This window comes from Pseudomonas sp. MWU318 (assembly GCF_016756945.1).
In the GTDB taxonomy this organism is placed as follows: domain Bacteria; phylum Pseudomonadota; class Gammaproteobacteria; order Pseudomonadales; family Pseudomonadaceae; genus Aquipseudomonas; species Aquipseudomonas putida_A.
In genome coordinates this window covers 402971-415768 of sequence record NZ_JAESJL010000004.1, presented here as the reverse complement: position 1 = coordinate 415768, position 12798 = coordinate 402971, and the positions used below count along the sequence as shown (strand labels likewise).

The window sequence follows — 12798 nt, the reverse complement described above, 5'->3', positions numbered from 1 at the left end:
GTACATCCCCGTTAGTTGTCGGCAAGTTTCAAACTGGTGGTGCGTCCGCTGTTTCCGCGGCATCCTCACTGCGGTGCAGCGCCACCTGACGAATCGACAAACGGATCTCCGCCGGCAACACGCGTTTGGCCGCGCCTTCGGCCAGTTCGCCGAGCAGTTCGTGGTAGCTCAGCTTGCCCGCTTCGTCGCGGCGCAACACGTCGAGGTCGAGCAGGGTCTGGATGAAGTGGCGGAACAGGCTCTTGTCGAAGAACTCCGGGGCGTTCAAACCGTGGAGGATCGACAGGCGCTGTGCCATGACCGTGCACAGGTCCTCCAGCTCTTCGGCGCTGATGCTGTTCTGGCCGCTGTTGAGCAGCAGGGACACGGTCATGTAGAAACGCTGCAAGGTCTGGGCGATGCTTTTCGACAGCAGGGTCAGCAACACAAAGTGCCGCGAACTCGGCGCCGGGCGCATGTACACGTCCTTTTCGAAACGCAGCAGGCCTTGCTCGACGAACGCTTCCAGCCATTGATCGACCACGCCGTCCAGTTCTTCCAGCGACCAGCGAATGAACAGCTCCGCCTGCAGGTACGGATACAACGCGCGGTTGTAGCGCAGGATCTGCTCGCGGCTCATGCGCGAGGTGCTCTGGAAGAAGCTCGCCAGCAGCGCCGGCAAGGCGAAGATGTGCAGCACGTTGTTGCGGTAGTAGGTCATCAGGACGGCGTTCTGCTCGTCCAGATAGAGAATCTTGCCCAGCGCATCGTTCTGCTCGGACAGCAGATCCATGTCCTTCACATGCTCGATCAGCGCGCGGCCATCGCCTTCCGGCAGGGTTGTGTGCGGCGAGTACGGGACTTTGCGCAGCAGCGCCAGATACAGATCCAGCACCCGCGCCATGGCCCGATCGTCAAGTGCCAGGCGGGTGGTCGACAGCAGCGCCAGCGCCACCAGATTGACCGGGTTGATCGCCGCTGCTTCGTTCAAGTGCTGCGCGACTTTCTCGCCGAGGCGGTTGGTGGTTTCGTTGAGCCATGCCGGTTTGTACTGCGGGCCGAGTTCCTGCTGGCGCCAGTCTGGCTGTTCGCTGTCGAGGAACTCCGCGAGTTTGATCGGCTCGCCGAAGTTCACCGCGACCTGACCGAAGCGCTGCTTGAGCGCGCCGATGACTTTGAAGATGTCGAAGATCGACTCTTTCTTCTTGCTCGCGCCACGCAGTTCGCCGAGGTAAGTACGGCCTTCAAGAACGCGCTCGTAGCCGATGTACACCGGCACGAAAACGATCGGCATGCGCGACGAGCGCAGGAAGCTGCGCATCGTGATCGCGAGCATCCCGGTTTTCGGTTGCAGCATGCGCCCGGTGCGCGAGCGGCCGCCCTCGACGAAGTATTCGACCGGGAAGCCTTTGGTGAACAGGGTGTGCAGGTATTCGTTGAACACCGAGGTGTACAGCGGATTGCCCTTGAAAGTGCGGCGCATGAAGAACGCGCCACCACGGCGCAGCAGGCTGCCGATCACCGGCATGTTCAGGTTGATCCCGGCGGCGATATGCGGCGGAGTCAGGCCGTTGCGAAACAGCAGATACGACAGCAGCAGGTAGTCGATGTGGCTGCGGTGGCACGGCACGTAGATCACTTCGTGACCCTGGGCGACCTTCTGCACGCCTTCGATGTGGTTGACCTTGATCCCGTCGTAGATCTTGTTCCAGAACCAGCTCAGCACCACTTCGAGGAAACGGATCGCGGTGTAGGTGTAGTCCGAGGCGATCTCGTTGCCGTAGCGCAACGCCTGAGCCTTGGCTTTTTCCAGGGAGATGTTCTCGCGCTCGGCCTCTTCGACGATCGCTTGCTTGACCAGTGGCTGGTTGAGCAGGCCCTTGACCAGGTTACGGCGGTGGGAAATGTCCGGGCCGATCACCGCGGCTTTGAGGTTGCGGAAGTGCACGCGCAGGATGCGCTGGGCCATGCGTACGGTGCGTTCGTGGCCCTTGTTGTGCTCGATCAGTTCGCGCAGGTGAATCGGCGCGGAGAACTGCACGCGAGTCTTGCGCCCCAGAACGATGATGCTCAACAGTCGGCGCAGACGCCCGGTGACGGCCCAGCTGTCGGCAAACAGCAACTTCCACGGACTGTTTTCGCTGTCCGGCGACTGGCCCCAGAACACGCTGACCGGAATGATCTGCGCGTCTTCGGCAGCGTTCTGGGTCAGGGCGCTGACCAGACGGGTCAGGGTCGGCGGTGCGCCGCGCTTGTCCTGACGACCGAGCCAGTCAGGGTCCGGCGTCAGATAGAAAAACGCCGCCGGTTCGATCAATGGCCCGACTGACACCGGTAGCACCGGACGCGGCAGACCGGCCTTGGTGCACTCGGTGTCGACCACCGCCAGATCGGTGAGCGAGGGGTTTTGCAAGACGTAGAACACCGGACGACTGCGGTCGAGGTTGAGGGTGAACGACGACTGGTTGATCGTCTCCGAGCGAACCCAGAGGTACAACAGTCGGCGCAAGGTGCCAAACACAAGACGGCGGAACGGGGAACGGGTCATACGGCTTCTGCGTGAGTGAATAAAACCGAGCGTTTGCTCGGGAGGTCGACAGTTTGCCGTATTCACCGAAAATCGGCAAAAAAGCGGCGAAGTAATCTCCTGTTGAGACTTTTTGCGCCTGTCATATACTCGGCAATCTGTCGCCGAGGCCCTTTTATGGACGTCGGACGCAGTCTGACGTTCCGCAAAGGCTTTCCTGCGAAAAGCCTGTTCAATAATAAAAAAGGAGTATGAACAGATGGCAACACGTGAAACCGGCAATGTGAAGTGGTTCAACGACGCCAAGGGCTACGGCTTCATTCAGCGCGACGACGGGGTGGACGTGTTCGTGCACTACCGCGCGATTCGCGGTGAGGGGCATCGCTCGCTGACTGAAGGTCAGCAGGTTGAATATGCGGTGGTGACCGGCGAGAAGGGGTTGCAGGCTGAGGATGTGGTAGGTCTGTAACTTTCAAGATCAAAAGATCGCAGCCTGCGGCAGCTCCTACAGTTTGGAATGCGTTCCCCTGTAGGAGCTGCCGAAGGCTGCGATCTTTTGCTTTCAGGCGGTTTTCCAGGTGATCTCTTCTTCACCGTCGGCGCTGATGCGAATCCAGCGATCAGCCGTTTCCTCGCCTTCTTCCTCGACCCACGTTCCCGGTGCGCAACGCACTTCGACGTTCAGCGCGGCGAAGGCTGCACGGGCGCAGGCGATGTCGTCGTCCCATGGGGTCGCGTCGCTTTCCAGGTACAGGCTGTTCCATTTGCCCACGGCTTTCGGCAACCAGGTCACCGGGATGTTGCCGGCCTTGCACTTGTAGGTCTGGCCTTTCTGTACCCAGTCGCTGCACGGGCCCAGAGCCTCACCGAGCCAGGCGGAAATCGCCTTGTGGTCGACGTCGGCGTCTTTCAGGTAAATCTCGATATCCGGTTGGCGCATGGATGTCCTCACTGCGGGTCTGAAAAATCCATTCGCGGATTTAGCCGGCCCCGGGCACTTGCCCGAGACCAAAAGTTATTGAAGAACGAAATAATCGTAGCGCATCGACACGGTGGTCACGAACGGCTCGGCCTGTTCGATCACGGCGGCGCGGCGTTCGGCACTGGCGCGCCAGCCGTGGGGCGTCATCGCCAACAGGTTGGCGCGATCCTCGGGCTTGTCCAGCGTCAGTTGGAATTCCAGGGTTTCGCTGTGCGCCAGCGCCATGCCTTCGGGCACCAGGGCCAGATGCTTGTCGTCGGTGTATTCGCGCACTTCGTCGTACAGGCGTTCGCGCAGTTCCATCAGGTGGCCGCTGGTCGGGCCGACCTTCATCAGGCCGCCGCCAACGCTGAGCAGACGCTTGGCTTCCTCCCAGTCGAGCGGACTGAACACGCTGGCGAGAAACTGGCAACTGCCCGACGCCAACGGCACGCGGGCCATGCTGGCGATCAACCAGGTAAGCGCCGGATTACGCTTGCAGGCGCGTTTCACCGCCTCGCGCGAGATGTCCAGTGCGTAGCCATCGGCGTCCGGCAGGGCCTCGGCGATCTGTGCGGTGTAGTAACCCTCACCGCAACCGATATCGACCCAGCGTGCCGGCGCATAACTTGCCGCCAGTTCGGCCAGACGCTTGGCCACCGGAGCGTAATGCCCAGCGTTCAGGAAGTCGCGGCGCGCCTCGACCATCGCCTGATTGTCGCCAGGGTCACGGCTGTTCTTGTGCTGCACCGGCAACAGATTCAGGTAGCCCTGACGCGCACGGTCGAAGCGGTGGCCGGCGGGGCAGACCACGCCGTTGTCGACGCTGTTCAGCGGTTCACTGCAGATCGGGCACGCGAGCATCAGGCGAGCAACTTGATCAGAGTCTGGTAATAAATCTCGGTCAGTACGTCGAGATCGGCGGCCAGCACACGTTCGTTGACCTGGTGAATGGTCGCGTTGACCGGGCCCAGCTCAACCACTTGGGTACCCATGGTCGCGATGAAACGGCCGTCGGAGGTACCGCCGCTGGTCGACGCCTTGGTCTCGCGGCCGGTGATGTCCTTGATGCTCGATGACACCGCGTCGAGCAGCGCGCCCGGCTCGGTGAGGAACGGCAGACCGGACAGCGCCCAGTCGATGTGCCAGTCCAGATCGTGTTTGTCGAGGATGTCGGCCACGCGTTTCTGCAGGCCTTCGACGGTGGATTCGGTGGAGAAGCGGAAGTTGAACACCGCCACCAGATCACCCGGGATCACGTTGGTCGCGCCGGTGCCCGAGTTGAGGTTGGAAATCTGGAAACTGGTCGGCGGGAAGAAATCGTTGCCGTGGTCCCAGTGCTCGGCGGCCAGTTCGGCCAGCGCCGGGGCGGCGAGGTGAATCGGGTTCTTCGCCAGATGCGGGTAGGCCACGTGACCCTGCACCCCGCGCACGGTGAGCTTGGCGCCCAGCGAGCCACGACGGCCGTTTTTCACCACGTCACCGACCAGCGTGGTGCTCGACGGTTCGCCGACGATGCACCAGTCCAGGCGTTCCTTGCGCGCGACCAGACGTTCAACCACCGCTTTGGTGCCGTGGTGTGCCGGGCCTTCTTCGTCGCTGGTGATGAGGAACGCGACCTTGCCCTTGTGATTCGGGTAGTCGGCGACGAAACGCTCCGCGGCCACGGTCATCGACGCCAGGCTGCCTTTCATGTCCGCTGCGCCACGGCCGCAGAGCATGCCGTGTTCATCGATCACGGCGTTGAACGGGTCGATCTGCCAGGCGGTCGCCGGACCGGTCGGCACCACGTCGGTGTGGCCGGCGAAGCACAGCACCGGGCCGTCGTCGTTGCCGTGGGTGGCCCAGAAGTTATCCACATCTTCGATGCGCATCGGCTCCAGGGTGAAACCGGCATCGCCCAGGCGCTGCATCATCTGCTTCTGGCAATCGGCGTCGACCGGCGTCACGGACGGACGGCGGATCAGGTCGATGGCGAGTTGGAGGGTCGGCGAAAGGTCGGCGTGGGCCGTCATGTAATAACTCCGGGGTGCGCACGGTAAACCTGTAGGAGCTGCCGCAGGCTGCGATCTTTTGATTTTGTTTTTGAAAATCTACAGCAAGATCAAAAGATCGCAGCCTGCGGCAGCTCCTACAGGATGTGTTGGCATTGAAAAAGGCGACCATTCTAATGCAAAACGGCGACCCGAAGGCCGCCGTTTGACGTTCAACAATAACTGATCAAGCGGCGGCCGGTTCAGGCGCTGTCGCAGGTTTTGGCAGCGACGAGAGGAACGCCATGATCAGCGCGGCCAGGTATGGCAGCGACTGCACCAGCAGCATTGCTACCCAGAAACGCATGTCGTTGCTCGGTATGCCCTGCACCAGGTAGATCCCCAGCGCCGCGCCCCACAACAGCAGCATGATGAACAGCTCTTCGCGAGCCTCGGAAATCGCCACCCAGAAGCCGTGGTTGTCGGCGTTTTTCGGTGTGCGGAAGAACGGAATGCTGCTGGTGAAGAAGCCGTACAGCACCGCTTTGGCGATGGTGTGCGACAACGCCAGCCCGGCCAGTGCCGCGCAGAACGCATCCTTGAGGTTCACGCCGACGGCGCGACGGTAGAGGAAGATGATCTTGCCGACCTTGAACACGAACAGCGCCAGTGGCGGGATCGCGAAAATCAGCAGCGGCGGATCGACCCGTTGCGGCACGATGATCATCGCCGCCGACCACAGCAGGGCGCCGACGGTGAAGAAGATGTTCATGCCGTCCGCGACCCACGGCAACCAGCCCGCGAGGAAGTGGTAACGCTGGCCACGGGTCAGCTCGGTATCCTTGCCGCGCAGCAGGCTGCGGGTGTGGCGCTTGATGATCTGGATTGCGCCGTAGGCCCAGCGGAAACGCTGCTTCTTGAAGTCGATAAACGTATCCGGCATCAGACCCTTGCCGTAGCTGTCGTGGTAATACGCCGCCGACAGGCCTTTTTCGAACACGCGCAGACCGAGCTCGGCGTCTTCACAGATGCACCAGTCGGCCCAGCCCAGCTCTTCCAGAACCGAACGCCGGGTCATGGTCATGGTGCCGTGCTGAATGATCGCGTCGCGGTCGTTGCGGGTGACCATGCCGATGTGGAAGAAGCCTTTGTATTCGGCGTAGCAGAGCTTCTTGAAGGTGCTTTCGTTCTGGTCGCGATAGTCCTGCGGCGATTGCACCACGGCGATTTTCGGATCGGCGAAGTGCGGCACCATGTGCTTGAGCCAGTTCGGATGCACGCAGTAGTCGGAGTCGATCACCGCGATCACTTCGGCGTCCTTGGCGGTGTGCGGAATCAGGTAGTTCAGCGCACCGCCCTTGAACCCGGCCAATGGCGCAACGTGGAAGAACTTGAAGCGCGGGCCGAGGGTTGCGCAGTAGTCGCGCACCGGCTCCCAGACGGCCGGGTCTTTGGTGTTGTTGTCGATGATCAGGACTTCGTAGTCCGGGTAATCGAGGGCGGCCAGGGCATCGAGGGTCTGTTTGACCATCTCCGGCGGCTCGTTGTAGCAAGGGACGTGGATCGAGACTTTTGGTCTGTAGTCCGAATCGCCCACCACCGGCAGGAATTCACGCCGGCGCTTGTGTGTCCAGACCGCCTCGGCCAGTTCATGCGCTTCGGTCAGCAACACGATAAACACCCCGAGCGCACCCAGTGCCAGGAGGAAACCCACCGTCAAGCTGAACCACGTGCTGTATTGCTGACTGTAGTCGTAACCGATCCACACCAGCACCGAACCGCAAAGGAACGCGATAAAGGTCAGGAAGGTGCGGCCACGCTGGCGCAGGGCCGAGCCGTCGATCATCAGCAGGGTCAGCGACAACAGCGCCAGCACCACCGAACCGATGGCCAGCACGCGCCATTGCGGGATGGCGACGACCGGGCCTTCGAAGTTGAATTTCTGCTGGCGCGCGGCGTTGAACACGCCCCAGTAAGCGCCCACCGAACCTTCGTCACTGGCCTTCCACGGCTGGTCGAAGGCTTCGATCACGAAGTAATTGAAGCCCTGACGGTTGAGCTTGTTGACCAGCGTGCGCAGGTAGATCGCCTGATCCGCCGGCGACGCATCGGCGCCACCGCGCATGCGCCCGTTGCTCGGCCAGCCGACTTCGGACAGCAGCAGCGGTTTTTTCGGGAACAGCTTTTTCAGGTCGCGGGCGCGGTCGAAGACGAACTGCCCGGCCTTGTCGACCGGAATGAATTCCCAGTACGGCAGGACGTGCGCAGCGATCAGGTCGACGTGCCTGGCCAGTTCCGGGTGTTCTTCCCAGACGTGCCACTGCTCGGAGGTGGTCACCGGCACTTTCACCGCTGCGCGCACCCGATCCAGCAGCACGCTCAGTTGCTCGGCAGTGATTTCCTTGCGGAAGATCGCTTCGTTACCGACCACCACGCGAACCACGCTGCGCGAGGTATTGGCCAGTTCGATGGCGCGCTGGATTTCCCGCTCGTTGCGTTCCTGATCGGGGCTGATCCAGATCCCGAGGGTCACGCGCAGACCGAACTCTTCCGCCAGTTTCGGGATGTCCTGCAGCGAACCATCGACCGAGTAGATGCGGATGTTGTCCGTCAGCTTGCTCATGATCTCCAGGTCGCGGCGCATTTCGTCGTCAGTCGGATACTGATCCTTCTGCGGGAATTGGCCCTGCTGGAATGGCGAATAAGAGAAACCGGAGATCTGCTCCGGCCAGTTGGGCGCGGAGACCGGGCGGTTGATCAGCGCCCAGAAACCGGTGAACAGGGCGGCGATTGCCAGAACCACCACCAGGTTGAGACCAAATTTACGCGATGACATAGCTATTTCGGGTTCCAAAGGCTGTGGAACGAAGGAACGGATCGGCTTACGCCAAAAGGGCGCGAATCCTACACCGGCAGTTCACTGCTCGTACACCGGGCAGGAAAATGCCCGACATTGGGCAGTCCAACCTGATTTAAGTTCTTTAGTAACAGCTTGTAAGAGAAAACTTTGTTATTCAGTTATAGCAATTCCCGTGGCGAGGGAGCTTGCTCCCGCCGGACTGCGAAGCAGTCCGCTTTTCAAGGGCCGCTTCGCGACCCGGCGGGAGCAAGCTCCCTCGCCACAAAGGTTGTGTGAAAACGGCTGCGTTCACCGTTCATAGCGTCAAAGATGCTCTTGTCCGCCGACGGCCCTATAATGCGCGCCGGTTTTTGGGGTAATGGTCATGAGTACAGAAGATCCGCGGTTTGCAGGCATCGCCCGTTTGTATGGCATCGAGGGCCTCGAGCGCCTGCGTGCGGCCCATGTGGCGATTGTCGGCGTCGGTGGCGTCGGCTCCTGGGCGGCGGAAGCCATGGCTCGCTGTGGCGTCGGTGAGATTTCGCTGTTCGACCTCGACGACGTCTGCGTCAGCAACGCCAACCGCCAGTTGCACGCACTGGACAGCACCGTCGGCAAGCCCAAGGTCGAGGTGATGGCCGAGCGCCTGCGCGGGATCAACCCGGATTGCACCGTGCATGCGGTGGCGGACTTCGTGACGCGCGACACCATGGCCGAGTACATCACGCCGAACATCGACTGCGTGATCGACTGCATCGACGCGGTCAACGCCAAGGCTGCACTGATCGCCTGGTGCAAACGCCGCAAGATCCAGATCATCACCACTGGCGGCGCGGGTGGGCAGATCGATCCGACGCTGATTCAGGTCTGCGACCTCAACCGTACCTTCAACGACCCGCTGGCTTCGAAAGTGCGCTCGACCCTGCGCCGCGACTACGGTTTCTCGCGTACCGTGACTCGCCATTACAGCGTGCCGTGTGTGTTCTCCACCGAACAACTGCGCTATCCGAAGCCGGACGGCAGCATCTGTTTGCAGAAGAGTTTTGTCGGCGACGGGGTGAAGCTCGACTGCGCCGGCGGGTTTGGCGCGGTGATGATGGTCACGGCGACGTTCGGCATGGTCGCGGCGACCAAGGCGGTGGACAAGATTGTGGCGGGTGTGCGGCGCCCGGCGGATCGGGTCAAGCCTCAGGTTTGATGCAGGGGCTGAGGGCCTCATCGCTGGCAAGCCAACTCCCACAACTCCCTTGTAGGAGCTGCCGCAGGCTGCGATCTTTTGATCCTGATTTTAAAAAACAAGATCAAAAGATCGTCCGATCGCGGCCCGAGCCTGCGGCAGCTCCTACAGGGTGGTGGCCAACTCATTCATGCGTTTGAGCACAGCATTCAAGCCATTACTGCGCGACGGCGACAACTGCCGCGAAAGTCCCAGTTGATTGAACCACTCGGGCAGATCCACCTGCTGCAACTCGGCAGCGCTCAAACTGTTGACCCGCAACAGCAGCAACGCCACCAACCCACGAATCATCCGCGCATCGCTGGCAGCGCTGAACTGCCAGTGACCGTCCTGCAACTCACCCACCAGCCACATTTGGCTCTCACAGCCATGCACGCGGTTGGTTTCGCATTTGTCCGCGTCATCCAGCGGCGGCAGACGATCGCCAAACTGCATCAGCAACCGCGCCCGTTGTTCCCAGCCGGCGGCATTCTGAAAGGTCTGTAACGCTTCGGCGGCGGCAAGAGGCAGGCTCATCGCAGCAACTCCAGGGCCTGATCCAGCGCGTCAAAGAAACGCTCCAGATCCTCGGAGTCGTTGTACAGCGCCAGCGACACACGAATAGCACCGGCCAGCTCAAAGCTTTTCAGCAACGGCATGGCGCAGTGATGCCCGGCGCGCACGGCGATACCTTGCTCGGTCAGCAAGTGCGCCAGATCGGCGTTGTGCACGCCCTCGACGACAAAACTCGCCAGCGCCAATTGCGGCTTGCCCAGCAGACGAATGCCGTTGCGCGCGGCGAGGCCTTGCAGCAGGTAAGCGTGCAGCGCCGCTTCATGGGCCGACACCGCGTCCTGATCCAGGCCAGCCAGATAATCGAGGGTCGCGCCGAGGCCGATCACGCTGGCAATCGGCGGCGTGCCCGCCTCGAAACCCAGCGGGGCAGGGCGGAAGCGTGAATCGTGATAGTTGGCTTCCAGCACCATTTCGCCGCCGAACTGCCACGGCTGCAGTTGCTCAAGTGCGGTGTTGCGCCCGAACAGCACGCCGAGGCCATCGGGGCCGTACAGCTTGTGGCTGGAAAATACGTAGAAGTCGCAACCCAGCGCCTGCACGTCGTGGCGACCGTGCACCACACCTTGTGCGCCATCGACCACGGTCAGCGCGTTCTGCGCCTTGGCCATCGCCAGCAGCGCCGGTAACGGTTGCCAGGCACCGAGCACGTTGGACAGCTGACTGACCGCCAGCAAGCGAGTGCGCGGGGTGATCAAACGCACGGCGGCGCCGAGGTCGATCACGCCGTCGGCGTCCAGCGGCAGGATCACCAGTTTCAGGTCGCGCCGTTGTGCCAGTTGCTGCCACGGCAGCAGGTTGGCGTGATGCTCCAGGGCGCTGATGACAACTTCATCGCCCGGATGGAAAAGATGCTCAAGGCCATAGGCCAGGAGATTCAGCGCGCTGGTGGCGCCATGGGTGAAGATGATCTGCCCGCTGTCACCGGCATTCAGCCACTGGGCAACCTTGAGCCGACTGTCTTCGAACGCCTGCGTCGCGTGGGCGCCGGGCAGATGCTGCGCACGATGCACATTGGCCGCGCCGTTGGCGTAGTAATGCGTCAATGCGTCGAGCAGGGCCTGGGGTTTTTGCGTGGTGGCGGCGTTGTCCAGATAGGTCTGGTCTTGCCGTTGCAGGGCGGCGATGGCCGGAAAGTCGGCGCGCCACGGGGAGGGAATCATCATCTGTTCAGCCCTGTGAACTTGGGCGGGGTGTACACAAGGCACTGTGGGAGCGAGCCTGCTCGCGAAGCTTTTTGCGACCTCAAGGACGCCTTCGCGAGCAGGCTCGCTCCCACAAGTGCCTGCGGCACTTAGTTGTGAGCGTGCAGCGCTTCGTTCAGCTCGATCGCCGATTTGTGGGTTTTGCACTCCACGGCACCGGTTTCCGAATTGCGACGGAACAGCAGGTCGGTCTGACCAGCCAGTTCACGCGCCTTCACCACCTTGACCAGGTTGTTGTGCTCGTCCAGCAGCGCGACTTTGGTGCCGGCGGTCACGTACAGGCCCGACTCGACGGTGTTGCGGTCGCCCAACGGAATACCGATACCGGCGTTGGCGCCGATCAGGCAGCCTTCGCCAACCTTGATCACGATGTTGCCGCCGCCCGACAAAGTACCCATGGTCGAGCAGCCGCCGCCCAGGTCCGAACCCTTGCCGACGAAGACGCCAGCGGAAACGCGGCCTTCGATCATGCCCGGGCCTTCGGTGCCGGCGTTGAAGTTGATGAAGCCTTCGTGCATCACAGTGGTGCCTTCGCCCACGTACGCACCCAGACGCAGACGTGCCGCATCAGCGATACGCACACCGGCCGGCACCACGTAGTCGGTCATTTTCGGGAACTTGTCCACCGAGAACACTTCCAGCAGCTCGCCACGCAGACGCGCTTCGAGTTGCATCTCGGCCAGTTCGCTCAGGTCGATCGCACCCTGGCTGGTCCAGGCCACGTTTGGCAGCAGCGGGAAGATCCCGGCCAGGCTTACGCCGTGCGGCTTGACCAGGCGATGCGACAGCAGGTGCAGCTTGAGGTACGCCTCTGGCGTCGAGGTCAGCTGTGCGTCTTCGGCCAGCAGGGTGGCGACCAGTGGCTTGTGGCTCTCGGCCAGACGGGTCAGCAGCTTGCCTTGAACGGCGTCGATGCCTTTGACCGCTTCAGCCAGTTGCGCCGCCTGCGCGGTGGTGAAGGTGATGGCCTGGTTGCCTTCGGTGTAGCCGAGGATCGGCGCAACAGCGGCGACCAGTTCGGCCGACGGGTTGAGCAGTGGCTGAGCGTAGAACACTTCCAGCCAGGCGCCTTGACGGTTTTGCGTGCCGACACCAAAGGCGATGCTGAACAGAGAGTTGGACATGTGAATACCTCTAGCAATAAGTGACGGGCTGCTTACTTGAGTGCGGCCGCGTAGATGTCTGGCTTGAAGCCAATCAGGGTTCGGTCACCGAGATCGAGCACCGGGCGCTTGATCATCGAGGGTTGAGCGAGCATCAGTTCGATGGCTTTCGACTGGTCGAGATCGGCTTTACGTTCGTCGTCGAGTTTGCGAAAGGTCGTGCCTGCACGGTTCAACACCGTTTGCCAGCCGTGCTCGTCACACCATTGGGTCAGGTGCTCACGGTCGATACCGGCGGTTTTGTAGTCGTGGAAGTCGTAGCTGACAGCGTGTTCATCGAGCCAGGTGCGCGCCTTCTTCATGGTGTCGCAGGCTTTGATGCCGAAAAGGTGCAACGTTTTACTTGAAACGGTCAAGGAATC

The 12798-nt window shown here is 61.7% G+C and carries 11 protein-coding genes; 2 read left to right on the top strand and 9 right to left on the bottom strand.

Annotated elements, in window-relative coordinates:
- Nucleotides 1–28: 28 nt before the first annotated feature.
- On the bottom strand, nt 29–2527 hold the full coding sequence (gene plsB / locus JN524_RS12970; RefSeq protein ID WP_202369585.1) for a glycerol-3-phosphate 1-O-acyltransferase PlsB: 2499 nt from the start codon (nt 2525–2527) through the stop codon (nt 29–31).
- A 238-nt stretch (nt 2528–2765) separates the two neighbouring features.
- Between plsB and JN524_RS12965 the strand changes: the two genes are divergently transcribed.
- Nucleotides 2766–2975 carry a cold-shock protein gene (locus tag JN524_RS12965; protein WP_003222087.1) on the top strand — a complete coding sequence of 70 codons (210 nt, stop codon included), beginning with the start codon at nt 2766–2768 and terminating at the stop codon, nt 2973–2975.
- Between the two features lie 93 nt (nt 2976–3068).
- On the opposite strand, the gene JN524_RS12960 is transcribed toward JN524_RS12965, so the two are convergent.
- The 4 genes from JN524_RS12960 to JN524_RS12945 form a co-directional block, all read right to left on the bottom strand.
- On the bottom strand, nt 3069–3446 hold the full coding sequence (locus JN524_RS12960) for a hypothetical protein (RefSeq protein WP_007964251.1): 378 nt from the start codon (nt 3444–3446) through the stop codon (nt 3069–3071).
- Nucleotides 3447–3521: 75 nt separating this feature from the next.
- Nucleotides 3522–4331: a putative RNA methyltransferase gene (locus JN524_RS12955; protein ID WP_202369584.1), complete on the bottom strand. Its 810-nt coding sequence runs from the start codon at nt 4329–4331 to the stop codon at nt 3522–3524.
- Entirely contained in the window at nt 4331–5482 is a 1152-nt protein-coding gene (dapE, locus tag JN524_RS12950) for a succinyl-diaminopimelate desuccinylase (RefSeq protein WP_202369583.1), read from the bottom strand. The genes JN524_RS12955 and dapE overlap by 1 nt, the downstream gene beginning before the upstream one ends.
- A gap of 205 nt (nt 5483–5687) precedes the next feature.
- Complete coding sequence (locus JN524_RS12945; protein WP_202369582.1) at nt 5688–8276, bottom strand: glycosyltransferase; 2589 nt, start codon at nt 8274–8276, stop codon at nt 5688–5690.
- A gap of 382 nt (nt 8277–8658) precedes the next feature.
- Here JN524_RS12945 and tcdA point away from each other — a divergent pair, with 382 nt between their 5' ends.
- Nucleotides 8659–9477, top strand: coding sequence for a tRNA cyclic N6-threonylcarbamoyladenosine(37) synthase TcdA (gene tcdA / locus JN524_RS12940; RefSeq protein WP_003222099.1), 819 nt, complete (start codon nt 8659–8661; stop codon nt 9475–9477).
- 144 nt (nt 9478–9621) lie between these two features.
- Here the strand turns inward: tcdA and JN524_RS12935 are convergent, their stop codons facing one another.
- The 4 genes from JN524_RS12935 to JN524_RS12920 all read right to left on the bottom strand — a co-directional run bounded on the left by JN524_RS12935 (nt 9622) and on the right by JN524_RS12920 (nt 12792).
- Entirely contained in the window at nt 9622–10032 is a 411-nt protein-coding gene (locus tag JN524_RS12935) for a SufE family protein (RefSeq protein WP_202369581.1), read from the bottom strand.
- A complete protein-coding gene (locus JN524_RS12930) occupies nt 10029–11234 on the bottom strand; it encodes an aminotransferase class V-fold PLP-dependent enzyme (protein WP_202369580.1) in 1206 nt (401 codons plus the stop codon). Before JN524_RS12930 ends, JN524_RS12935 begins: the two co-directional genes overlap by 4 nt.
- Before the next feature lie 128 nt (nt 11235–11362).
- A complete protein-coding gene (gene dapD, locus JN524_RS12925; protein WP_003222105.1) occupies nt 11363–12397 on the bottom strand; it encodes a 2,3,4,5-tetrahydropyridine-2,6-dicarboxylate N-succinyltransferase in 1035 nt (344 codons plus the stop codon).
- A 32-nt stretch (nt 12398–12429) separates the two neighbouring features.
- Nucleotides 12430–12792 (bottom strand): ArsC family reductase, encoded by a 363-nt coding sequence (locus JN524_RS12920; RefSeq protein ID WP_003222107.1) that lies wholly within the window; start codon nt 12790–12792, stop codon nt 12430–12432.
- Nucleotides 12793–12798: the final 6 nt, after the last annotated feature.

Coding starts and splice junctions, on each gene's coding strand:
- plsB (WP_202369585.1), bottom strand. CDS start 2,527: ATGACCCGTTCCCCGTTCCGCCGTCTTGTGTTTGGCACCTTGCGCCGA.
- JN524_RS12965 (WP_003222087.1), top strand. CDS start 2,766: ATGGCAACACGTGAAACCGGCAATGTGAAGTGGTTCAACGACGCCAAG.
- JN524_RS12960 (WP_007964251.1), bottom strand. CDS start 3,446: ATGCGCCAACCGGATATCGAGATTTACCTGAAAGACGCCGACGTCGAC.
- JN524_RS12955 (WP_202369584.1), bottom strand. CDS start 4,331: ATGCTCGCGTGCCCGATCTGCAGTGAACCGCTGAACAGCGTCGACAAC.
- dapE (WP_202369583.1), bottom strand. CDS start 5,482: ATGACGGCCCACGCCGACCTTTCGCCGACCCTCCAACTCGCCATCGAC.
- JN524_RS12945 (WP_202369582.1), bottom strand. CDS start 8,276: ATGTCATCGCGTAAATTTGGTCTCAACCTGGTGGTGGTTCTGGCAATC.
- tcdA (WP_003222099.1), top strand. CDS start 8,659: ATGGTCATGAGTACAGAAGATCCGCGGTTTGCAGGCATCGCCCGTTTG.
- JN524_RS12935 (WP_202369581.1), bottom strand. CDS start 10,032: ATGAGCCTGCCTCTTGCCGCCGCCGAAGCGTTACAGACCTTTCAGAAT.
- JN524_RS12930 (WP_202369580.1), bottom strand. CDS start 11,234: ATGATGATTCCCTCCCCGTGGCGCGCCGACTTTCCGGCCATCGCCGCC.
- dapD (WP_003222105.1), bottom strand. CDS start 12,397: ATGTCCAACTCTCTGTTCAGCATCGCCTTTGGTGTCGGCACGCAAAAC.